Annotated in this window: 15 protein-coding genes and 2 pseudogenes; 8 read left to right on the top strand and 9 right to left on the bottom strand. The window is 63.0% G+C overall.

Going from position 1 to position 23,151, the window contains the following annotated elements; translation table 11 throughout:
- The 5 genes from J2X67_RS26160 to J2X67_RS26140 all read right to left on the bottom strand — a co-directional run.
- Nucleotides 1-272, bottom strand: a 272-nt coding sequence (locus tag J2X67_RS26160) for a transposase (RefSeq protein WP_309957826.1), incomplete at its 3' end; no start/stop codon positions are given.
- Nucleotides 273-503: 231 nt separating this feature from the next.
- Nucleotides 504-1,709 (bottom strand): GAF domain-containing sensor histidine kinase, encoded by a 1,206-nt coding sequence (locus tag J2X67_RS26155; RefSeq protein WP_309957824.1) that lies wholly within the window; start codon nt 1,707-1,709, stop codon nt 504-506.
- A 543-nt stretch (nt 1,710-2,252) separates the two neighbouring features.
- The gene (locus J2X67_RS27765; protein ID WP_354328573.1) at nt 2,253-2,372 is read right to left on the bottom strand and encodes a hypothetical protein; all 120 of its coding nucleotides are present in this window, start codon (nt 2,370-2,372) and stop codon (nt 2,253-2,255) included.
- Nucleotides 2,373-2,376: 4 nt separating this feature from the next.
- Nucleotides 2,377-2,721, bottom strand: coding sequence for a nucleotidyl transferase AbiEii/AbiGii toxin family protein (locus J2X67_RS26145; RefSeq protein WP_309957821.1), 345 nt, complete (start codon nt 2,719-2,721; stop codon nt 2,377-2,379).
- Nucleotides 2,722-2,749: 28 nt separating this feature from the next.
- Nucleotides 2,750-3,262: a helix-turn-helix domain-containing protein gene (locus tag J2X67_RS26140; protein WP_309957819.1), complete on the bottom strand. Its 513-nt coding sequence runs from the start codon at nt 3,260-3,262 to the stop codon at nt 2,750-2,752.
- A gap of 343 nt (nt 3,263-3,605) precedes the next feature.
- Between J2X67_RS26140 and J2X67_RS26135 the strand changes: the two genes are divergently transcribed.
- Together J2X67_RS26135 and J2X67_RS26130 are read left to right on the top strand one after the other, a co-directional pair.
- Nucleotides 3,606-3,899, top strand: coding sequence for a type II toxin-antitoxin system Phd/YefM family antitoxin (locus J2X67_RS26135; protein WP_309957817.1), 294 nt, complete (start codon nt 3,606-3,608; stop codon nt 3,897-3,899).
- An 813-nt stretch (nt 3,900-4,712) separates the two neighbouring features.
- The gene (locus J2X67_RS26130; protein ID WP_309957815.1) at nt 4,713-4,988 is read left to right on the top strand and encodes a hypothetical protein; all 276 of its coding nucleotides are present in this window, start codon (nt 4,713-4,715) and stop codon (nt 4,986-4,988) included.
- A gap of 194 nt (nt 4,989-5,182) precedes the next feature.
- On the opposite strand, the gene J2X67_RS26125 is transcribed toward J2X67_RS26130, so the two are convergent.
- Nucleotides 5,183-13,399 (bottom strand): GH36-type glycosyl hydrolase domain-containing protein, encoded by an 8,217-nt coding sequence (locus tag J2X67_RS26125; RefSeq protein WP_309957813.1) that lies wholly within the window; start codon nt 13,397-13,399, stop codon nt 5,183-5,185.
- Nucleotides 13,400-14,069: 670 nt separating this feature from the next.
- On the opposite strand from J2X67_RS26125, the pseudogene J2X67_RS26120 reads away from it, so the two are divergent.
- The 3 genes and pseudogenes from J2X67_RS26120 to J2X67_RS26110 form a co-directional block, all read left to right on the top strand.
- Nucleotides 14,070-14,831 (top strand): annotated as a pseudogene (locus J2X67_RS26120) (transposase); the annotation flags it as partial.
- A gap of 311 nt (nt 14,832-15,142) precedes the next feature.
- On the top strand, nt 15,143-15,439 hold the full coding sequence (locus J2X67_RS26115) for a YlcI/YnfO family protein (RefSeq protein ID WP_309957811.1): 297 nt from the start codon (nt 15,143-15,145) through the stop codon (nt 15,437-15,439).
- The gene (locus J2X67_RS26110) at nt 15,436-15,747 is read left to right on the top strand and encodes a type II toxin-antitoxin system RelE/ParE family toxin (RefSeq protein WP_309957809.1); all 312 of its coding nucleotides are present in this window, start codon (nt 15,436-15,438) and stop codon (nt 15,745-15,747) included. The genes J2X67_RS26115 and J2X67_RS26110 overlap by 4 nt, the downstream gene beginning before the upstream one ends.
- A 227-nt stretch (nt 15,748-15,974) precedes the next feature.
- On the opposite strand, the gene J2X67_RS26105 is transcribed toward J2X67_RS26110, so the two are convergent.
- From J2X67_RS26105 to J2X67_RS26095, 3 genes are all read right to left on the bottom strand, one after another.
- Nucleotides 15,975-16,634 carry a DUF1266 domain-containing protein gene (locus J2X67_RS26105; RefSeq protein WP_309957807.1) on the bottom strand — a complete coding sequence of 220 codons (660 nt, stop codon included), beginning with the start codon at nt 16,632-16,634 and terminating at the stop codon, nt 15,975-15,977.
- Between the two features lie 217 nt (nt 16,635-16,851).
- Nucleotides 16,852-17,400 (bottom strand): autotransporter domain-containing protein, encoded by a 549-nt coding sequence (locus tag J2X67_RS26100; protein ID WP_354328574.1) that lies wholly within the window; start codon nt 17,398-17,400, stop codon nt 16,852-16,854.
- Between the two features lie 309 nt (nt 17,401-17,709).
- Entirely contained in the window at nt 17,710-18,810 is a 1,101-nt protein-coding gene (locus J2X67_RS26095) for a HAMP domain-containing sensor histidine kinase (RefSeq protein ID WP_354328575.1), read from the bottom strand.
- Nucleotides 18,811-19,306: 496 nt separating this feature from the next.
- Between J2X67_RS26095 and J2X67_RS26090 the strand changes: the two genes are divergently transcribed.
- The 3 genes and pseudogenes from J2X67_RS26090 to J2X67_RS26080 form a co-directional block, all read left to right on the top strand.
- Nucleotides 19,307-20,434: an ISNCY family transposase gene (locus tag J2X67_RS26090; RefSeq protein WP_309957802.1), complete on the top strand. Its 1,128-nt coding sequence runs from the start codon at nt 19,307-19,309 to the stop codon at nt 20,432-20,434.
- A 1,049-nt stretch (nt 20,435-21,483) separates the two neighbouring features.
- Nucleotides 21,484-21,999 (top strand): pilin, encoded by a 516-nt coding sequence (locus J2X67_RS26085; RefSeq protein ID WP_309957800.1) that lies wholly within the window; start codon nt 21,484-21,486, stop codon nt 21,997-21,999.
- Nucleotides 22,000-22,534: 535 nt separating this feature from the next.
- A pseudogene (locus J2X67_RS26080) lies at nt 22,535-22,783 on the top strand (IS3 family transposase); the annotation flags it as partial.
- Between the last annotated feature and the right edge of the window lie 368 nt (nt 22,784-23,151).

The following is a 23,151-nucleotide window of genomic DNA, read 5'->3' as shown; positions in this document are numbered from 1 at the left end:
AGCCGCCGGATGTTGAAGAGGGCTGCAACCTGCCTGCACGACAGACCCTCATCCTGCATCCGGCACAGGACCTCGAGCTTGAAGTCGAGATCGTAGATGACGTGCCTTTTCGCCACCAGACCAGCCTTCCCATTGGCCTCGTATGCAGCGATCCACACCCTCAACGAATCAACGCCGACGTCGTGCGCGCTGGCGGTGGCACGCAAGCCGCCGGCGGCCTTCCTGTAGGCCGTGACGGCGGCAAGCTTCTGTTTCTCTGTGTACCTGGTCACTTCGATTCCTCGAGTTTGTCCAGGTTTCGGGGTTCAGATCAGGATTTAGGTGGACACCTATGGAAGACTCCAAGCGCGTGAGCCGGCGGCGCCATGCGGCCGATTTGAAGCGGCAAGTGTTGGCGGCGTGCGCAGAGCCCGGCATTCATTACTCATTTTCGTGCCGTGCGCGATCTGGGGTCGCGAATCGACACTCAGCGCTGGCCAAGCTGGATGCCTTCCACTGCGACCCTATGCAATCACAGCTACCCCGGGCTGCGCAGGGATCCGGGCCACAAAGGTGGTGCCGTGCTCAACTGTCGAGGTCACTTGCAACGATCCTCCGTGCGACCTCACGATAAGGGAGCAAATATGCAGCCCAAGGCCGAGTCCGCCGCGCCCCTTGCTTTCTGCTGGGCGCCAGTACGGCTGGAATATCTTGGAGAGGCTTAATGGCTCAATTGCCTCGCCCTGATTCTTAACGCTCAGGACGAGCCATCCTTCTTTGGTCCAGGCGGCTACCTCGACGGGCGCGTCGCTGGCCCCATGGTTGATCGCATTCCCTAGCAAATTGGACAGGAGCTGTTGCAGGCGGCTGCGATTAACGAATACGCCGTCGGCTATGCGGATGTCAGCGTGAATGGCACGGGAAGGGTGCGCCGCACGCATTTCGTTCACGACGTCGTTAAGCGCCACTCCCAAGTCTCGAACCTCTGACAGTTTCACGTCGATTCCTTCGCCCCTGCGGCCGCGGGCGAAGTCCAGCACATCGTCGATCAGCACGCCCATCCGCCTCGTGGTGGTCTGGATGCGCTCGGCAGCTTGTCTGATTTCGGGGTCGGTGGCCTTTCTCGAGAAAAGTTCTCCGAGTGCGTTCAGTGTCGACAGCGGATTGCGCAAGTCGTGGCCCAGCACGGCGATGAAGTGATCCCGCAGCTGCGCAGTCTCATCGGCCTCGACCAATGCGGTCTCTGTTGCACTTTGCCTGTCTTCGATCTCCAGGGTGTAAGCGATCAGGTCAGCGAAACCCTGAAACATGGCAACGGTGCGCGAATCGGACACTTCGTGAGGCAAGGGATCGATCGCGCAGAGGTTTCCGAAGTACGTGCCATCGCTTTTGACGATCGGAACCGAAATGTAGCTTTCGATCCGGTAGAGCCGTGGTGTGTGATGTTTGCAGTACACCGGGTGTGTGCTCGCATGATCGAAAACCACCGGCTCACGCTTTGCTCTGGATTCGACGCACAACGTTGAATCAACGTCCAGTTGACCCCCGGGCTTCAGCCCGAAATTGATCCGGTCAAGCACCGCGCATGCAGTCCAGCTGTCGTCGTCGACCCGGGCCACAGCACCAAATCCCATGCCTGTCTGGTCGCATATCAATCGAAGCATCGTCGGCACGGCGCTGATGCGGCCGACGGCATCGATATCCCGTTGTATGTTTTCGGGGAGTTGCATTGATGTCTGCGAAAAAAAGAGTTTCTGGGCGCGAGACGGGGCGCTTGCAGCTAAGCGCCGGCAGGCCCGACGATGCCCCGGCCTAGCGAGATTGCAGCTTTTCGCACGTGCAAGCAGGTGCTTGCACGGCGGGGGCCACGGCAGAGCGCCCCAATCTTCATGGCCCACCCTGGATTGTGCAGCTTTCGGGGCGTCGGCAGGGTCCGGGAGCGCGGACCTGCAGCCCTGGCGGGCAGCGTGTCCAACGGCTGACGGAGAGAGGGTTGGCGAATTGGCTAGGGCCTTCGGCGGCCAGGTGGGCTGCGGCGTCCTGCCGAAAATACAACAAAGATTATGTAAATAGCTCAGACAGCAAGTTAGACGCGATATGCGAAATCTACTTCGACCGGTTCTCCCTATGCTTCCCGGCTTCTTTGGGCGGGAGTATCGGAGCCAATATCGTGTGAGCGAGTGTCAAGCATTCCCAGAATGACATCTGAAAAGAACGAGATTCGATCATGTCGAACTCGAGTTCCGTGGCTTCCGCTCGATCTTAGAGTCGCCTCAGGAACGCCGCTGCGTGTCGCTCCATAGCGCAATGTCAATCGCCTCCGTCTCGAAGGTGGCCACGGCGCAAAGATCGAACAGGTCACGTGCCTTTGCTTCATTGCCACGATGCCACATCTTCTTAGCAATGACCTCTGCGGGCGTTTCGACGCGGACTGTTCGCCCTTGGTAGTCGACGACCTCGAAGTTCGGCTCTGTCAGCGGCGGGGCCGACCACAATATCGATCTCGCCAGCGTCGAGTTGCAGTTTGATGAACTGCGCGTTCTCTTCGTACTCGCTGGTGAGATCCTCAGCGGGACCGCCGAGGCGAGGGTTCACATAACCTAGATACTGCGGGTCCGGCACAAACAGATCGATGTGCTTGCTGAATCGGTCGAAGCGGAGCATCAGCACCGTGCCGCCGCCGAACGTCCAGGGCGGCTCGACAGTGACCTCTTCCAGATGGGACATGAGCCGCAGCGCCATGAGCCCACTCGACTGAAATCGACCATGGTCATTGCCACACACGCCTGAAGCACTGGAGGTCCTGCGCCAGGCGTCGCATCTGACTCCAGACCTGAGCGCGAACAATCCCCTTCTTGAGGTGAAGTTCGTCGACCACTTTGGCAAGCAGCGACATTGGCGCTTCATCGAGCAGAGCCTGAAGATGTGGCCGGATCTGGTTCGGCGCGTCTCCCGTGAGCAGTGCACGTTCCAACTGCCCGGGAGTCATCGCAGTTCTATAACTCACGCTTGCTGTGGCCGCCGCGCGGTCCAGTGCCGACCTGTTCGGTCGGGATCTTTCATGAGCGGGGGAGGGCGTCGCCGAGTTCACGTGCATTGACAACCCGATGGCGTCCAGCAGCTCCTCAGCTCTCGTGATACTCAAGTTTCCGATGGACTGTTTCTCGACCGCGTTGATGGTCGAGCAGGAAAGCCCGCTGAGGTACGCGAGGGTCTGCTGAGTAAGATCCATCTCTGCACGGCGTAAGCGGACAGCATTGGCAATATCGTGAAGGGTGGACATGCGCATATGGTGCCAAGGATTGGGTCATGTGTGCAATATATTGAACGCGAAGGTGCGAGGACTGCGTGGCCAGTGCCCGAACCGCATGCCAGCGCCTAATGGAACAGCCGGGAGGCTGACTGCGGTCATCTTTGCGGACCATTTAAGCCAAAGAGCGCTTGAATCTGCCTTGTAAATGAAGACACGCGAGGCGCTCAGCGGCCCGACGACCTTCAAGCTATTTCTGGCCATGCCCGCGTTGGCGCGCGGCGGCTTCCGCGGGGCCGAACTTTCCTGCCGCAATCGCAGGTAGAAGGTCGGCTGCTAGAGTGGTAATGACGCAATTCCCAACGGATACTGCTATATGGCCGAGAGAGCATCTGACATTGTTCCCATCAGCGAAGCGCCCGCCCGGCTTACCGAGCTGGCGGAGGACGTCGTTGGCAGCGGCTCGGAAAAGATGCTGACGAAGAACGGAGCCAGCTACGTTGCCTTAGTTGATGCGCGACGGCTGGACTACTACCATGCCCTCGAGTCGGAGCACGCCAGCCTTGTGCTGGCTGAAGACGCCATCGCCGGCCTCCGGGAGGCCGCGGAAGGACAATTCGTGTTTGATGAGGAATTGGACCAGGCGCTCGGGGTCTCATCGACGCCGTGAGCACTCCCGTCAACGCGAGGGTTCGGGCAGTCGCCAACTTTCTCGTGTGCCACGTAGCTTCATGGAGGAACAGGACGCCGCTTCTGGCCAGTGCACTTCGAGAAAGTGCAGCCGAAATCGCTAACGCGGCGCGCTGCTTTCATTCGCACCCACAAGCGGGACCTGCTCGGTTGCTTGATGCCAAGTCTGGATGAGGGCAATTTCACCCTGAGCAGGCCAGGCAAATTGCCCAGGCACTCGGCTTACCCGGGTTGCGGGGGCCGGTGCTGGCTCGACACGTCTTGCAGGTGGCACTCGTTACGCACATTCTGAGCGAGAAGCGCTGCTGCTCACCACGAGCGGGAGCTGGGCGACGCTTCCACCGACGACGCATGGCCGGAGCTTCGGCGCCCGAATCTCACCGCCTCGTTCTGCACACTGCCTTGCATCTGTGGCCGCCAGCGCACGGCGCCGGAATCTTGATGCGGCGCGACTGAGCGCCGGTGGATTCAGCCTGGCATTGAACTCACGGATCGTCGCTTGTGGCGAAGCGGGCAAGCTCCTCGTGAGGGCCGGCGGTCGGGCCAGGCGAGGGGTGCAAGGTTCCGAGGGGTACGCTTCAGGTGGCGAGCGGCGCCAAGGGTTGTTGGCGTACCAACACCGAACAGCGGTTTGGGCGGCCTGCAAATCGGCGGTGACGTGTGATGTAGTGCACGCAATTGGTTCTGCTTGATAAGCAAGTCATTGCATCTTGGCTGCACTGCTGGCTACATTCGAGCCACCAAGCCGGCGGGTATTTTTGGGCAGAGCAAGTGCCGGCACTCGGAGACCCGAATGCCACTCTTGTTCTTAATGAGGCTGCAGCATGTGCAGCTTCCGGTCCGCGTCGCGCGCCCGGACGAGCTGCACCATGTTTCGGTGCTCATGGCCACGGGCCTGATCGAGGCCGAGTTCGCGCCTCGCAAGCCGACCGCGCGCTACGCTTCTTCCCGTTTAGCGACGGTGCTTCGCATCACGGAGAACGGGCTCGCCGAGATCGCCAAAATGGGCGATGTCTCAGAGCTCGTGAGGACTTCAATGCAGTTCACCCGCGGGTTCCGGTTGATGTGACCTCTTCCTGAATATCCTTGGCTTGCCACCCGAACGGTCAGTTCCGACCGGGTTCTGCAGTTGCAGACGCGGATGCCCAGCGGTTTTCCTCTGCCGGCTGGTCTGTGCAGGTCCGGCAGAGTGTCGCGCGCGTGGATTGCGAGCGAGGAGGGCTTGGTCCTCATCGTTCGGCCGGCACTGCCGTGAGGATTCGTTCAGTGGCCGACCACGACCCGTACGACCGCATCGGGCGGCAGCGAGCGCCACTCCAGCCATTCACCCGCCAACAGGTGGTGCGTCGGCGCGGCGTCCTCTTCGCCGGGCCTCCACTGCAAAACTAGCCGCTGCTCGCCAAGTCGCAGCGCGATCTCGAAGCCCGGCCAGTGTGCGGGAACGCGCGGCGTGAGCGAGAGCATGCGGCCCTTCACGCACAGGCCCAGCAGTGTTTCAACCGAGGCGCGGTGCAGCCATGCGGCGGAGCCGGTGTACCAGCTCCAGCCGCCGCGCCCCACGTAGGGCGCCGCGCTGTAGATGTCGCCGGCCATCACATAGGGCTCCAGTTCGTAAGCGGGCCCGCGCTCAGGATGCGCAGTGCGGTGCGCCGGGCTCAAGCCTTCGAAGCTCTGCCAGGCCGCTTCGTTGTCGCCCTGTAGTGCCTGAGCCATGAGCGCCCACACGGCCCCATGCGAATACTGCCCGCCGTTCTCGCGCACGCCCGGTGGGTAGGCTTGGATGTAGCCCGGGTTGTTGGTCGAGCGGGCAAAGGGTGGCGTCAGCAGGCGCAGCAGGCCGGCCGGCTTGTCGTGCAGGCGCTCCCTGACGGCGGCCATTGCCGGTTGGGTGTGCGCGTCGTCCGAGGCGCCCGACAGCACCGACCAGGCCTGCGCGATCAGGTCGATGCCGCACTCGTCGTTGGCCGACGAACCGAGCGGTGCGCCGTTGTCGAAGAAGGCGCGGCGGAACCAGGCGCCGTCCCATCCCGCGTCGTGCAGCGCGGCGATCCAGCCGCGCCGGGCCTCGTTCCACCGGGCAGTGCGTTCGTGTTCGCCGCGTGCCTCTGCAAGCGGCGCGAACTGCTCGACCACCCTGCACAGGAACCATGCAAGCCACACCGATTCGCCGCGGCCTTCATGTCCGACGCGGTTCATGCCGTCGTTCCAGTCGCCGGTGCCCATCAGCGGCAGGCCGTGCACGCCCGTCGCCAGGCTGCGGTCGATGGCAAGTGCGCCGTGCTCGAACACAGTGGCCATTCGGCCGTTCTGCTGCGGTGCGTAGTAGGCGTCTTCGGCACCGTCGGGGATGGCGGGGCCTTCGATGAAACCGGCCATGCGATCGAGCAACGCTGTATCGCCGCTCACCTCGACATAGTGCGCAATCGCGAAGGGAAGCCACAACAGGTCATCCGAAAAATGCGTGCGCACGCCGGCGCCGCCGGGCATGTGCCACCAGTGCTGCACGTCGCCTTCAGGAAACTGGCGCGCCGCATTGACCAGGATCTGCTCACGCAGCCGCGACGGATCGGTGAGTGCAAAGGCCATTGCGTCTTGCAGCTGGTCGCGAAAACCGAAGGCGCCACCGGCCTGGTAGAAGCCGGCCTTGGACCAGAGCCGGCAGACCAGCGTCTGATAGACGAGCCAGCGGTTGACCATGGCGTTGAACAGCGGATCGGGCGTGCGCACTTGCAGGCGGCCCAGCAACTCGTTCCAGAAGCCGCGCGCCTGTGCCAGGGCGTCGGGTACGTCGCGTTCGCACCAGCGGCGTGCGAGCTCCGTCGCCGCATCGGCGCTGGCGGCATGGCCGAGCACGAAGCTGAACTCCGCCGTCTCGCCTGCACCGATGACGAAGTCGCCCGCGATGGCAGCGCAGGCATCGAGCCCGCCGCCTGCGCGCTGCGCCAGGGTGTCGGGCACTTCGACGATGCCGCGGCCGGCGAAGAACTCGTTCCGGTCGCAGGTCCACTGACTGGCGCTGGACGCCCCAGCCAACAGCAGGAAAGCCGTGCTGCCGCCGAAGCCTGCGCTCGATTCACGCTGCTGGCCGAACACCGCGGGCTGGTCGTCGCGCTTCCAGCAGTGAACCGTCCGCCGTTCGCCGCGCGCGGCGCCAAGCTGCCATTCGACCATGCCAAGTGCGCGCAGGCGGCGCTGGCCAGGGCCTTCGTTGCGCACCCGAACGTGCACCAGCTTGACGGCGTCGTCGCGGGCTGCGAAGAAGGTGGTCTCGAGGGCCAGGTTGTCTTGGCGGCAATCGAAGACGGTATAGCCCTGGCCATGGCGCACCCTGTGGCTCACTTGGCCTTCATGCGTGGCGCCCTGGCCGGACGGCGTAAGCGGCAGCAGGTTGCGGGTGGCGAGGTCTTGCAGCAGGTAATGCTCGAAGGCAGGGTCTTGTACGGGGTCGTTCGACCACGGCGTGACCTGGTGCATGCGGCTGTTGCCGGCCCAGGTAAAGCCGGTGCCCCATTCGGACACCTGGAAGCCGAAGTTGGCATTGGCAATCACGTTGATCCATGGGCGTGGCGTCCGGTGGCCGGCGTCGACCTCGAAGCGGAACTCACCGCTCTCTGCATCGAAGCTTCCAACCGGCGTTTGAGCGGGAAGGGCCGGCCCGGGTTGCGCCAGCAGCGCGACAGCGGGCAACGCCGCCGGCGTCTCCGAGCCGTCGGCTGCTGCAGCAACGCGGGCTTCGTGCAATGCCGCCACCTGCATCTCGAGCGAACGGCCATCGGCGGTAAACACCACACGTGCCAGCTTGGAGAGCGCGGCCTTCTCCGAAGGTGCCACCTCGTGTTCGCGCAGCAGGTAGAAGCCCGCCGAGTCGTTGCGCGGAAAACTGTTCTGGGTCTGGTGCGCAACGCGCAGGCGCAAGGCCTCGATCTCGCGCTGCAGCGGCATGAGATAGGAGTTCGGCTCGCTGTTGAGCACCACCAGGTCGCATGCCACGCCGCCGAAGCCCCACCACGGCTGCGCGCGCAGCAGTGCGTTGATGAGCCCCATGCCGTTCATCGAGTGGATGGCGACCAGCACGATGGGTTTGTCGCCCGAAATGCCAAAGCGCCACAGTTGCCGCAGGTCGATGAGCCCGCGGTCTTTCATCACGCGCGGCGTGGTGTAGGTGAGGATCGTCGTCAGGTCTTGCAGCGCGAAGGTCTGCGCGGGTGCAATGCTCAGGTCGCGCAGCCGCACCTGCGCCAGCGTGGCGGCCATGCGTGTGGCGCGCTCGACATGCATCGGCTCCAGATATCGGTCGATTCTGGGCATCAGCGCCTCGATGCTTTCATCGGCGGCGGTCGCGAAGCACAGGCGCGCAGTAGCGCCCGGCGCAATTGAAAGGCGTACGCGCAGGCACGCGATGGGATCGAGCCCGTTCACCGGCGTACCGTCGGCCGCGAGCGGCTGCGCATCGAACGCGGGGCTCGCGAGCGAGCGGTTGCGGCCGATGAAGGCGCGCCGGTCGGTCATGCAATCGACAGAAAGTACGTGCGCATCGACCGAGGCAAGAAAGTGCACGGCGGCCACGACCGGGTCGCCATGCAGCCGCGGCTTGCGCGCCATGAGCAGCGCGCGCCATGCGGGTTCCCAGCGCGATTCGACGAACAGGTTGGCAAACGCCGGATGCGCCTCGTCGGCCTTGGGGTTTGACAGCACCGGCTCGAAATACGAGACAAGCTCGAGCGTGCGGTTTTCTTCGCCGGTGTTGTGCAGCGTGATGTTGCGCAGCTCTGTGTCGTCTTCTGGGCTGATGAGCACCGTGGTGCGCACCTGCAAACCGTCGCCGGCCGCATCGAACTGCACCTGCTCGGCAAGAAAGCGGGTGCGGTAGCTCCAGCCTGCGCCTGGCGCGGGCAATGCGGTGAGCGAAGTAAGAGGGGCGTGCTCGTGCCGGCCGCCATCTTTTTCGATATTGCGCAGGTAAAAGAAAGTGCCGTGGCTGTCACGCAGCGGATCGTCGCGCCAGCGGGTCACGTTGAACGCGTGCCAGCGGCTCACGCCCGCGCCGTTGGCGCGCAGGGCCACCGTGTAGCGCCCGTTCGACAGCAGGTGCGTGGGCTGGAAGCCGGGCCCAGTCGGGTCGACCGCGCGGGGCTGGAACAGCGGCGCCAGTTCTGTCTGGCTGGGTTCGGGCGGCGTGCGCGGGTCGGCGCTGCCGATGATCTGCCGCGGCGTGCGTTCGTGCAGCAGAGACTCGTGCGCCTGCACCAGCGCGGCGCTGCCGAACCAGCGGCGCGGGGCCGCCCCGCGGAGCACGTGGCACAGCGCCACGAGCGACATGCCCTGGTGGTGCGCCATGAAGTTGCGCACCACGGTGAAGTTCTGGCCCGCGGCTTGGCGCGAGGTGGTGAAATCGACCGCGTCGTGAAAGCCGAACTCGCCGCGCGCGCCCAGCGATTCGAGCAGTTCCAGGTTGACCACCGCGGCGGCGGGTGCAAGCACGGCGGCCATGGCGCTTGCATAGGGCGCCACCACGCGGTCTGTGGGGGGCGTGCGGCGCAGCGCGAGGCGCGGCACGCCGAAGGGCGAGTACTGGTAGGCCAGCGAATGGTCCTGCCCAAAGTAGGCTGACTCCGACACGCCCCAGGGCAGGTTCAGCAAACGGCCGAAGACCTGCTGCTCGGCGATGGCCGCGGTGTTGGCCACCTGCAGCAGGCTGTCCACGGGCTCCGACATCACGAGTGCGGGCATGAGGTACTCGAACATCGAGCCGGACCATGACTTGAGGCCGGGCTGGAAGCCCACCAGCAGGAATGGCCGGCCAAGCGCCATCCAGTGGCGGCGGGGTACGTCGCCCTTGGCAATCGCCAGGAAGCTCAGCAACCGAGACTCGGAGGCCAGCAGGTCGTAGTAGCTTGCATCGAGCAAGTTCTCCTCGACGCGCAGGCCGATGTGGAACAGGTGTCGCTTCGCGTCGTAGAGGCCGCTGAAATCCATGCCGGTATGCAACGCGTCGCAGCGCTGCGCCAGTGCCTCCAGCGCGGGTTCCTCATGGCTCTGGCAGCCTTCCGCGGCGAAGGCCCGGCACGCCTGCGCCACGGCCACAAGGTGGCCCGCGAGGTTGCCGCTGTCTACGCTGGAGACGTAGGCCGGCGGCAGCAGCTGCAGTGTTTGCGTGTCGTACCAGTTGAAGAGATGGCCCTTGTGCTTTGGCATGCGGTCGACGGTGTCGAGCGTGGCGGTAATGCGTGCGAGCAGCGCCGCGGTGTCGATCCAGCCGAACTCGCGTGCGCAGCAGGCGGCCAGCAGGTACATGCCCACGTTGGTCGGCGAGGTGCGGTGGGCAATGGTCGGCTGCGGCTCGAGTTGCAGGTTGTCGGGCGGCAGGTGGTTGTCGTCCGGGCCGACCACGTGCTCGAAGAAGCGCCAGGTGTCGTGCGCCAGTTTCTCGAGGTAGCTGTGCTGCGCGGTGCTCAGCGGATCGGGCACCCGCGCATCGACACGGCTGCTCCACCAGGCTGCAAGTGGCGCCAGCGCCCAGACGAGGAACAGCAGCGGTCCGCCCAGGGGATAGGCGCTCCAGCGCGCAGCCGCCGCGGCCAGGGCCAAGCAGAGGACGCTGCTGACCCCCGCATTGCGAAGGAAGGGCGGCAACTGCTGGCTCGACTGCGCCTCGGCCTGCGCGGTCGTGGTCCATTGGAGCAAATGCCTGCGGCTCACGGTCAGCCGCCACGTTGCGAGGAAGATCGCATCGAGCAGCAGGCGGGTCTGCGCCGGCAGTTGCACGAACTGCCAGGCCGCACCGGCCGTGGCTCGCAGCAACTCGACAGCGCCTACGTCGAAGAAGTGGCGCAACTCGATGGCGCGCCGTGTCGGCACCAGCCCGGCCAGGGCACCGAGCAGCGGCCCGAGCGTGAGCGCGGACGCAACCGCGCCCAGCGCCCATCCAAGCGGCATGGCCTGCGTGAAGATGACGAGCACCAGCAGCGCGGCAGATGCGGGCACCACCAGCGAGCGGCGCAGGTTGTCAGCCATCTTCCACAGGCCGAGCGCATCGATGCCGAAGTGCCTTGCGCGCCACAACAGCGGCAGCAGCTGCCAGTCGCCGCGCACCCAACGGTGCACGCGCGAGGCGGCCACGCCGGAGTGGTGCGGATGGTCTTCGATGAGTACCACGTCGCTCACCATGGCACAGCGCGCCACAGTGCCTTCGAGCAGGTCGTGGCTCAGCACGGTGTCTTCTGGCAGGCGGTTGTCGAGCGCAGAATGCACGGCGCGCACATTCAGCAGGCCCTTGCCGGTGAAGGAGCCGCTGCCGAACACGTCCTGGTAGATGTCGGAGGCGCCGCTGCCGTAGGGATCGAGCCCGCACTGGCCGGCGAACATCCAGTGAAAGAACGAGCGCTCGCTGCGCATTGGAAACGGCGTCACGATGCGTGGCTGGAGAATGCCGAAGCCCGCGACGACGCGCCGGGTTTCGGCATCGATCTCGGGCGCATTGAGCGGGTGGGCGGCAATCGACACCAGATCGCGCAGCGCGCCCGGCGGCAGGCCGGTGTCGCTGTCGAGCGTCAGCACGTAGGGCGTTCGACCCGAAGCCAGTTGCTGCCCCGGTGCGAGCGGCAGAAAGCCGCTGGCATCGCCCGTTGCCAACAGGCGCATCAGCATTTCGAGCTTGCCGCGCTTGCGCTCCCAGCCCATCCAGCGCTCTTCGGTGCCACTCCACGTGCGGGGACGGTGCAGCAGCAGAAAGCGCGGGGCCGTGCCGTCTGGTGCGGAGTATTTTGCGTTGAGCGCCGCGATGCGCGCGACGGCATCGTCGAGCAGCAGCGTGTCTTCGGGCAGAGAGGCTTGGGGCGCGTCGGCCCAATCGGTCAGCAGCGCAAACTGGGCGTGCTCCTCGCGGTTCGCGAGCCAGTGCAGTTCGAGCCTGTGAGCCAGCTGCGCGTTGTTGGCTGTCGAGCTCAGCAGCGTGGGAATGACGACCAGGGCTCGATGCCGTTCGGGAATGCCGGCCGCAAAATCGAGACGAGGCAGCGCCTGCACGCGCACCGACTCCGCCATGATGCGCTGCGCCAATGCGATCAATGCCTCTGAGAGCGGCCATGCGAGTAGCGCCAAGGCGGCAAACGTGGTCCAGTCGCGAGGGCGTGGCAGCCCGTGCGCGACGGCCGCGAGCAGCCACACGGTACCCAGCACGATGGAAAGCACATAAACAGGCAAGCGCCAGCCGTGGCTGCGCAAGCGGCGCACCCGTGCCGGGCGGCCGGCGTGGCCCACCGTCGCGTCGGATTGGAGCGCCGCAACCAGCGCGGCATGCCCCCGGCCGAAGAGGTAGTAGCCGGCGGTGCCGTCGGCTCGGTCCTCGTGGGCCGCATGGGGGCCGGCACCGCCGGCTGACGCGGCAGCCGCCATTCGCACCACGGCCTTTGCCACCTCGCGTTCCGATCGGCCGCTGTCGCGCGCAATGCGCTCCATTGCGTGCGTGATCTGCTGGCGCGTCAGTTCGCTTTCGTCCGCGAAGCTTCGCAGCTCGCGCAGCACGAGCAGCGAACGGCTGACGGGTTCGATCAGGTCGCTCCACTCGACCTGACCGATCATGCGCAGCGTGGTGATGATGTTGCCGACGGTGAGGTTGGCAGCGGCCTGCGCGTTCTGCGCCTCGTCGATCAGCGCCGGTCCGTTGGGGCAGTGCTGTTCGGTCCAGCCCACGAGCGCAGACACGCTCTCGCTGTGCTCCACCGGCAGGCACTGCCAGAGCTGCGTGAGGTAGGCATCTTGCAGGTTGTGGCTTTGCAATGCGCGATACAGCGCGTCGAGGTCTTGCGTCGAGAGATGCGGGGCAGCGTCCCAGACCGCATGCGCTATTTCGCGTGCGACCTTGTTCTCCGCAATGCTTTCCGCCACGCGGCGCAGGTTTTCGAGCAGCACCACGCGCAGCGTGGTGGGCAGCGCCCAGAGCTCGCCCAGAGTCAGCTCGTCGATGTCCTGATACGCGTTGAGGAAAGCAGTGAACAGCGATTTGTTGAGCACGCTGTCGGTATGCGCCACATAGGCCCACGCGATGCCGTAGACCCGCGGCAGGCCGGCAAGGGGCAGCGTGGCGAGCTTGGGCAGGCGCGCGTAGTAGCTGCGCGGCACGCCGTCGTTGATCTGCTGCAGTTGTGCTTCCACGAGGTGGAAGTTGTCGAGCAGCCATTCCGCGGCGGGAGATACGTAGCGCCCGCTCCGCGAGATCAACGCGATGTAGTCGAACGCGTTGCGCAGCGATTCGAGGTTTTCGTCCACCCGCGGAAAAAAAGGTGCTCCCTCGCGCGCGCGGCGAGGATCGACTTCGACCACTTGGGCTCGTGCCAGGCTGTGGCCGTGCTGCTCGAAGCGTTGGGCCCCAAAGAGTTCAGCACGGATCGGCAGTGCGACCGGGTCGTGCGGAGCAAGCAGCAGCGCGCGCGCATAGGCGCTGAGATCCGGGAGCCGATCAACGACAAAGGCGGCGCTCATCGCGCCGCCTTTGCCTGGGATTCGTGGGGGTTGCAGCCTGCTTGTTCCCTATCGGGGGGAACTACGGCCCGGTTCGGTTCGGGGTCGGCCACTCTCAAGCGAAGGCGAACAGGCCGATACCGAAAGTGGCTGCGACGCAAGCCATTGTGACAATCCGGCCCGCAGCGAGCGCGCGCACCCGTTGCATGTGGCTTCTGGCCGAGAACCAAGGCCCATGGGCGCGTGCGCAGTGGCGCATGTGGGAGGCCAGTGCTTCGAAATCGCTATTGACGAAATCGATCGTTGTACGTGTGACGGACTGCGGTGGGGACATTGCAACGGGCTCCTAATACGACTCGAGCTGCCGCGCGATTGCGAGAGATAGCGAGAAAACTTTGAACGTGCCCCGACCCTACTCTCTTAATTGACCTTACGGTGCTCTGTTTTGATGATGTGCCGTAGTCCTCGTACAGGGCGATGAGATCTCAAGGCCAATCAAGTTCCGGCGCGCCGCGTTAGGCTCCTTCAACTTCCAGTCGCCCTGATACTTCACCCAGGCCTCCCCCCGCTCCGCGCAAACGGTGCGCACGGCGCGCTCCACGCTCTCCTGCCTCAGGTGGACGAGCGGGCGCAATGGCCAATGAGCTGGGCCACGCTCTCGCAATACGCTGCGATTGAGCTGGCCCCTTGAATGACAGGACACGGTCCATCGCTTATCTTTAAAGATAGGAGTAGGACTGTGAGTACGACTAGGAATACGGATACCATCGAAGTAATCATGAGGGACCAGCGCCGCAGGCGCTGGTCCCTTGCGGAGAAGGCCGCGCTGGTTCGTCGAAGCTACGAACCTGGCATGAGCGTGTCGCTCGTCGCACGCCAGAAAGGCGTTGCCGCCAGCCTGCTGTTCCAGTGGCGCAAGCTGGAGCGGCAAGGGGCGCTGACGGCTGTATCGGCGAGCGAGGCTGTGGTGCCGGCTTCGGAACTGGCAGCCGCTCGTGCCGAGATCGCCAAGCTACAGCGCGTGATGGCAGCTCATGCATTGCTGCTACCGAAGGCGCCGAGACGGCGCCAGTCCAGCCGACCCCATGAGGGCAAGGTGGCCGTCGCGCACAGCGACATGCGCTGGTGCTCGGACGGCTTCGAGATCAAGTGTGATTCGGGGCAGACCGTGACGGCGACCTTCACGAAGGATTGCTGTGATCGCGAGATCCTGGCCTATCGGGCATGGGAGGGCAAAGGGCTGCCGGGCGAGCCGGTGCGCGAAATGCTCATCGAGGCCGTGGAGAAGCGCTTCGGCGGCGTCGAGGGTGTTCCCAGTACCCACGCCTTGGAGTTTCTCTCGGACAACGGGGGCGCCTACATCGCGGCCGAGACCCGGCAGATCGCTCGACAACTGGGCCTGAGCCCGGTCAACACGCCCGTGTGTAGCCCCCAGAGCAACGGGTCGTCAAAGCGCGGGCGCTGCTTTCATTCGCCCCCACAAGCGGACGGCGTGCTCGATTCCTTCATGCCAAGTCCGGCCGGGGGCAGTTTTAAGCTGAGCAAGCAAGGCAAATTGCTCAGGTACTTGGCTTGCTCGAGTTGCGGGAACTGGTGCTGGCTCGGCCATCTTTGCTAGACGCATATTCTGAGCAAGAAGTGCTGCCGCTCTCGATACGCCATGAGCGGGAGTTGGGCTATGGCCTGCTGAGGCTTCCACCTGCCGAGCGCTGAGGCCAGCATCCCACCGGCGATTTGCATAGCAATTGCGCTACAATCGAATCCATGAAAACTGCCCAGTTGCCTCCCGTGCGTGTAGAGCAATCCGTGCGCGACGAGATCGAGAGCGTCCTGCGACAAGGCGAAACCCTGTCGCAGTTTGTCGAAAATGCGGCAGTGCAGGCCGCCCAGCGCCGAAGATCCCAGCAAGAATTCCTTGCGCGTGGCCGCGAATCGCTGAAGCGAGCGCAAAAGAGCGGCGAGTATTTCTCTGCCAAGGACGCGCTCGACGCGATGCAAGCACGCCTCGACGTACGGGTGCAGCTTGCGCAGAAGAAGTCCAGCAGAGTCGTTCGATCGTGACCTATGCGGTCACTCTGACGCGTGAGGCTCTTGAGGATTTACTGCGTCTTGAAGACTTCTTGGTTGAGTCCGCTTTGCAGCACGGCGATTGGGACTTGCCTCGTCGGGCCATAGCGACCATCCGCACGGAATTCCGAATCCTGGAAACGAATCCGTTCACCTGCCGCGTCGCTGACACTGACCGGCTTGAGCGCGAGTTGGTGATTCCGTTCGGGGCTTCGGGATACGTCGCGCTATTTCGAGTCATCAGCGAGAGAGAGGTCGTGGTCGCCGCCATCCGCCATCAACGCGAAGATGACTACCACTAGGACGCTGGAGTGTTGAATTCCGCCAGCCTCTGACCCCAGGGGGGTGCGGAGTGAACCCCATCGACTGGACCGCTGAGGTCATCAGAACCAAGGCGCCTGCTAGCGAGCTGGGATTCGTTACGCAAGCAGATGGTCATGCGAACTGGCGTACACACTACTGGGGGCGGAGGTTTGAAGCCTCCAGCGCCAACTGTTCCACCACAGGGGCCTCCGGTGCCTGCAGCCGCTCAGCGGAAGGGAACGCTGCGGTACGGGCTGCGGGCGTCGCTCAACAGCATGCGGTTCGTGCGTAATAGATGTTCCTCGCGCGCGTCTGAATACCGCCAGATCAGGCCGGCGGCAATGTACGCGGCACTCACCTGCGACCAATCGGCATAGGCCTCGCGTACTTGCGCGTTCAAAGCACTCGCGAAACTTGTGAATTCTTCTCGCTTGATGAAGCCGAGCTGCACAGCCCAACGCGACAGGCTTGCCAGCCTCACAGCATCCCAGGCGACCAGGTCCGGAATCTGGGGCGGCGAAACGTTGAAGTGCTTTCGCAGCGCGCTGACCCAGCTCTGGCTGCCCACCGTCAATTGGCTAAGTTCCGATACCGGCCGCCCGCTGTCCGCCGACAGTGCGCGATAGTCCAGGCTCTTGCGCGCCTTGATCTGGAAGAACGCCGGAAACCACGCATCCATGACCAGCCGCAGCACCGCCGGCGTGCTTTGGGCTGCTGCATCGATCGCGGCAACGGCCTGCCATGTGGAAAGGTAGCTTGAGCGCAGTCCTTCCTCGGCGAGCCAGTGGGCCATTTGTTCGAAACTTTCGCGGTCGTGCACGTTCCAGACTTCCGAGATGCCCTCGCGCAGCGCCTCGTCGTCCTTCCCCGTGGCGAGCGCATTCACATGGTCGCCGTTGAACGCCGACAGAGGCGCACTCAGCGTGACCAGCCACCGCTCTTCGGGGGTGAGTGATTCTTCGGTGCCGAAGTGAAGCTTTCGTTATCGAGCAGCGCGTGCCCGAGGGTGTCCCTGATGCCCATCGATTCCCTTCCAGGATTTATTGCATTTCGCACCGGCCACGTGCGTGTTCGTGCCCGGCATGGTGATGCCCCTCCGACCTTCAGAACGACCAGTTCAGGTTGACCTTGAACCCATGGTCCTGCAGCCGGTCTCCAAACTGGCCCGAGTACGAGGCGTTCAAGGCCAGGTTGGGGCGCAGCTGCGTTTCAATGCCGGCCTCGAGCACCGCCACATCCTTTGCCAGCGGAACGCCCGACAGCGTGAACGGCACACTGCCCGCAAACGCATGGGTGCTGGTGGGCATTGCGCCGCCGAATGCATGGCGCCAGCCCAGCGTGCCGCGCAGGCGAATGGTTTCGCTGGCCTGCATGCTTGCGCGCACGCCAATGGTCGAGAAGGTTGCATCGGTGCGGCCGCCGTAGCCATACAGCGCGGCAAGCCCGCCTTGCTCCACGAACGCATCGCTGCGCAGCTGCACATGGGCCAGGCCCGCAAAGGGCTCCAGCGTGGCGGAGCCCAGGTCGATGCGGTGGCCCAACTCACCAAAGGCCTGGGTCGTGCTGCTGTCGTACTTGCCGGCCAAGCTGCCCGCAAAGCCTGCAAAGGCGACCGAGCGGCTCGTGTCCGTCTTGTTCCAGCTGTGGCTCACGCCCAGTCGCAGCCGTCGTTGACGTGCCGGAAACGCTTTAAGGAAGTGGCGGTCGGCGGCTTCCCGGGCGTCCTTTGCCAGCGCGTGTTCGTCTAGGCTTGGCGCTGGTGAATGGCCCCGGAAGTAGGCGACAAGTTTTCGGTTCAGACATGCTTCTGCTTCGCGGGCGAGACGCTCCAACTCCCTCCATATTTGCAAGGAAGACAGAGATTCGGATTCTCGATTTGCCATCGTGATTTAGAGCAACATAACGGCCCGATCATGGTAAGCGATCAGCTATCCCATGTTGACGATTGGCAGCTCGGCAGGTCAAAGGGTGAAGCTCGCTGGGGGGCTGCGCCGTTTCGACCCACTGTGCGTCTCCGGAACCCCCTCCCAACTCGATAGGGGCAAGCGCACGATAAAGGACGTTCCTTCACTTTCCGAGGAAGTCACGGTGATCGTGCCCGTATGGCCTTTCACTATCTCACGGGCGATGAACAAACCGAGGCCCAAGCTCGTGGCCGGACGTTCGTGGGGCTCCGACTCCTTGGAGGCAACCTGCACCAAGGGATTGAAGATGACCTGCATCGAGTCTGCGGGAATTGGAGTGCCGCGGTTCTTCACGATCAACTGCGCCACATTGCCATCGATGCGGGCCTCGAGAACCACCGGAAAATCCGCATCGCCGTGCTGAACAGCATTGCTCAGAAGATTGGAGAGCACCTGGCGCATGCGCGACGCATCGAAGTTCATCATCACGCCTGGAGCAATGTCAGCTTCGAGTTTGCGGTGCGGGTATGCAGCACAGACTTGGTCGAAAGCCTCTTCGCACAAGGCGCTGAAATTGCCCGCTTGAGGCGTCACTTCGATGCCGCGGCCCAACCGGGTGCGGGTGTACTCGAGCAGGTCGGTGATCATCTCGCTGATTGACGTGACGCTTTGCCTGGCAATGCGTAGCGCGCGTTCGTTCGGCTTGCCGTCCACGACATGCCCCAGCAGATGTACACAGGAACTGAGTGCACCGAGCGGGCTGCGCAAGTCGTGGCCGAGCACGGCGAGGAAGGTATCTCGCGAGTTGGCCATGTGCTCCGAGTAGGTGAGCATGGCCTCGGCAAGACCCTGGTCGATGCCCTCATTGAAGCGCATGAGTTCCTCGAGCACGGTGGCATCGACTTCGCCGATGTGGGCCACCCAGAGCCGCAGCACCGATGCGCGCAAGGCGCGGTATTCCGCGCTCAACTGGGTCAGATCGAAACCGACGCGCTGGCGCAACGTGCCGTGTACTCCCGCAAAGGTTGCCTTGATTCCCGACTCTGCGAGGCCTTTGGATTTCGCTTCGCGCTCGGCTTCAGACTGGCTCGATTCCATCTCATCGGCAATGGCAAGAAGGATTCCATGCGCATGGTCGCGCAGTTCGACGACGGACATCGTCTCCGCCGGGGGAATCATTGTCCTCGCAAACGTTTCCCACTCCACCAGAATCGGCTCGACGTTGTCCCTGATGAATTGGCTTAGGCGCATTGCGGGAGTATGCGCCTTGTAGGAGAACGCTCACAGGATGGTGAAGATTGATGCGCGGAGCCGAGCAGTCGCGGATCGCCGCACATGGAATCGATATTCAGCATCTGCCACCGCACAGCTCGCAGTGGTGTTGAATTCCGCACCCCCCTGGGTCGATTTTCGGCGGCAATCAACAGGTCAGCATCCACGGGCGCGGAGCCTTTGATCGAGGAGGGCTCGGGAACTCTTAAGGCAACTGCGTGACACGATATCGACGCACGGGCGATACCCTGTATACATCGATTTTGTATTTAACATAACACACATTGTATTTAAGAGATGTGTGGGAGCAAAGTTGTAATGTCGCATTCCAGCAAAGTTCAAATGTCGCAAAGTTGGCCGCCCCGAGCTCGAAGGCATGGCCATGGCGACATCTGCAGCGACGATCACGATCACGATCACGATCACGATGACGATGCGCGAAGCCGATCGGCTCAAGACGATCCAGGCGGTGGTCGACCGGATGCTGCGGGTCGGCCAGGCCGCGCAGCGGGCTCGGCATGAGCCGAAGGCAGGTCGAGCGGCTGGTGGGTCGATATCTGGACGACGGGCCCTCGGTCTGGTCTCACGCAAGCGCGGGCGACCCAGCAACAATCAGCTGGCTCCTGGCGTTGCCGAGCGTGCCATCGCGCTCATCCGTGAGCGCTATGCCGACTTCGGCCCGACGCTGGCCACCGAGAAGCTGCAGGAATGCCACGGGATTGCGCTCAGCAAGGAAACGGTCCGGGCGCTGATGGTCGCTACAGGCTTGTGGACGCCGCGCAGGCAGCGCGCCCCCAAGATCCACCAGCCGCGCAACCGTCGATCCTGCCGAGGCGAACTGATCCAGATCGACGGCAGCGACCACGCGTGGTTCGAAGACCGCGCGCCATCGTGCACGCTGCTGGTATTTATCGACGACGCCACCAGCCAGCTGATGCAGCTGCACTTCGTGCCGACCGAGTCGGCCTTCGCGTACTTCGAAGCCACGCGGGCCTACCTCGAGCAGCATGGCAAGCCGGTGGCGTTTTACAGCGACAAGGCCAGCATCTTCCGCTCAGTGCGCGATTCGACCGATTTCGGCCGCAGCACGACGCAATTCGGACGCGTTCTCTTCGAACTGAACATCGACATCATGTGTGCCAACACCAGCCAGGCCAAGGGCCGGGTCGAGCGCGCCAACCTGACTCTGCAGGATCGCCTGGTGAAGGAACTGCGGCTGCGCGAGATCAGCACCCAAGAGGCGGCCAACGCGTTTGCACCGCACTTCATCGCGGACTTCAACGCCCGCTTCGCCAAGGCGCCGCTGCGCGAGTTCGATGCGCACAGACCGGTGCGCGCCGATGAGGATCTGGATCTGCTGTTCACGTGGCGGCTGCAGCGCAAGGTGTCGCTATCGCTCACGCTGCAGCGCTATGACCGATTGCCGCAGGTCGACACGGCCGCCATCGTCGAGAACAAGTGCCTGGGCCATACGCTGCATGGCTGCGCTGGTGATCCAGGCGCAGCGTGACGACAAAAGGAAGTCCAGTACGCCCTCGCAAACGAATCAGGGGCAGGCGCCCTACTCCACTAAGGCTTTGCCGGGGACCAAATGGTCTAGGCAGTCCACGTCACAGGCGCTCGATGAAGCGGTCAGGGCGGTCTGCGGGGCACCCAGGAAAACAACCGTGTTGGCCTCCGGCTGACAGGCCTGTGTAGGCTCAAAGGCAAGGCAGTCAAGGCGTTCGCTGGGCTCCATCCCAAAAGAAGAAATATGACATTTCTATTTATCCAGGAATGCGACATTCGAACTTGGCCTTGACAATTGAGACGATGCGGATGTCGCGAAGCCGGCTACTCGGATCAGAGGCATGCCGTCACTCAGCAAGTCGATCTGGAGACCCAGAGCGCAAGGCAAAGACGGTGGGTGATCGCGTACGCGCTCGCGCACGACTCAAAACGGTCGCTGTGTCTGAGGCTCTGCTTGGCGGCAAACGTTAGAGGCAGATCACTGCTAAAAACCCGAGCCCCCACTCGCGGCGCCTGCTCCCAGCCAGTCTCTCCACGGCCGCTCGAATTCTTACGCCCTAGACAACGAGCAAGACAGCTCCAACTTTGGCCATAACTTCATAGTTTCTTAGCGCAAGCCTATGCTGCGGCGCGTTTTCACGTACCAAATTACGCTCTCTTAATTGCCTTTTATCGAAAAAAATTGACTTCGGCATAAAGGCACACCTTTCGAACTGGATCGGGATCATGCCTTTCAGAGGGCGAGTCTGCAAAACACTATCTCACGTAAATCCGCAAGCACACGAGTGTTGGCCTGCGCGGCTTCATATCCTTATCGCATCCCGCGGCAAATACAACGAGCGTGTCGGTCGTGTGGCGCAAGGTACCGCTGTGTCAATGAGCAACTGGCATCCCCGTAACCTGTGCCGCAACGCCCGGGCCTGTGCCACGTCGCCCAATACGTAAGTAAAAAGGCCGTGTTTTGTGCCGAGAGGCGTGTGACACAAATTGGCACAACTGGTGCTGTCAAACGTTGCCTAGCAACGTGCTAGGGGCAACTTTGGAGTTCTTATGAAACATCGCTCAATCGCACGCCGCGTTCAGGCAGGCTTTACCCTTATCGAATTGATGATTGTTGTCGCAATCATCGGTATTCTGGCTGCTATCGCGCTGCCTCAATATCAAACCTATATTGCTCGCTCCCAAGTAGCTCGCGTTATCGGAGAGGCCGGTTCGCAGAAGACTGCGGTGGAGGATTGCATTCTGAATGGTAAGAAAGTGCCTGGTCCTGCGGTTGATCAGTGCGGAGGTACCGCAACCGGATCCTCGTTACTGGTAGCCGGCGGTAACATGCTGAACGGTACAGCGCCAACGGACACGAAGCTTGGGGTGCCTACTTTGTCCATTACCGAGACCACAGGTGCCGCGACGATCGTCTCGACGTTCGGGAACGCAGCTGCTATCAAACTCCAGCTGCCTACCGCCGCATCTATTACGTGGTCGCGAGATCCCGAAGGTACTTGGACCTGCCGATCCGCAGGTCTGGACATTAAATACGTGCACCTGACTTGCCCGCTTGCCAGCTAAGCGCACAGTCAATGGGTCCCTTGGGGCCCATTTTCATTGCCCAGCGCGTGAAAACTAAACTGTGACCTGTCATGAGCACCGTGGAATTGCACACGGCCAACAAGAGCCAGATCACAGAGGCAGACATCCAGTACTTTGCCCAGTTCCACTTGATCGAGCGTGATGAAGGACCTGGACGCAGATGAGCGGCATCGCATCCGCCAAGCGCGGGGTCGGCTGATCGAGCAGTGGCTCAAGTCCCGGAAGGTTCAGGCACAAGGGCGTGTAGAAAGAGGTTGCTCAACGCCGGCACGAAGACAGGTTTGGGGCGTCCGCCCTTCATCAAACCGGCAAACGCGACGAGACGACCCTTCGTCAGCTGGGCACCCAACTACGCGTGCCCAGACGGGCTGGCTCGCGACGCGAACAGGAGCAGCCTCCTGAGGGTATGAGCCATGCAGGCCTCTTTTCCAAACAAGCGCCGGCTTGTTGAATTCCGCCGATCTCTGACCCTAGGGGGGTGCGGACGAAAACTTGGACTACCTAGAGGTAGTTCATGTATTCCTACGAAGATCGGATTCGAGCCGTTGAGCTCTACATCAAGCTGGGCAAGCGCGTCAGACCCGCCATCCGTCAGCTGGGTTATCCAACAAAGAATTCATTGAAGGGCTGGTACAACGAATACCAGCAGAAGCTCGACTTGCCAGCGGGCTATGCGGGCCGGAGACCCAAGTTATCGCAGGAGCAAAAAGCGGCAGTTATCGAACACTACCTCACTCACGACCGCTGCATTGCTGCCACCATGTGAGTCGCCATAAACCGAGAGCAGCGCTTCGAGATCGCGCGCGAGCCATTGCCTGAGGATGAGGCGGTAGGCACAAAACAGCAAAGGAAACTCCCACGAGCCATGGGCACATGAATGATGCTTGGCAGTTCATCCGAGGCGCCAATACCCCTCGCTGCTGGCCAACTGGTCGCAATGAATGCATTTTCGCCCGGGCTGTCGAGGACCCAGATCGAGCGTCATGCCAGGTGCAAGCTCGGCCAATTGAGTTCTCAGTGCCTCTACTTGGGTGAGCAGGTCTTCGATCCCGCGCCCCTCCCTGCCGGCTGGAAGATCAAGGTCTGGAGCCCGGGGCCGATCCGTATTCATCGGCGAAGCTTGCTTTGCAA

It is taken from the genome of Variovorax sp. 3319 (genome assembly GCF_031456585.1).
Classification (GTDB): Bacteria; Pseudomonadota; Gammaproteobacteria; order Burkholderiales; family Burkholderiaceae_C; genus Variovorax; species Variovorax paradoxus_P.
The sequence above is the reverse complement of the archived record's forward strand: the minus strand, read 5'-3'. Positions and strand labels throughout refer to the sequence as shown.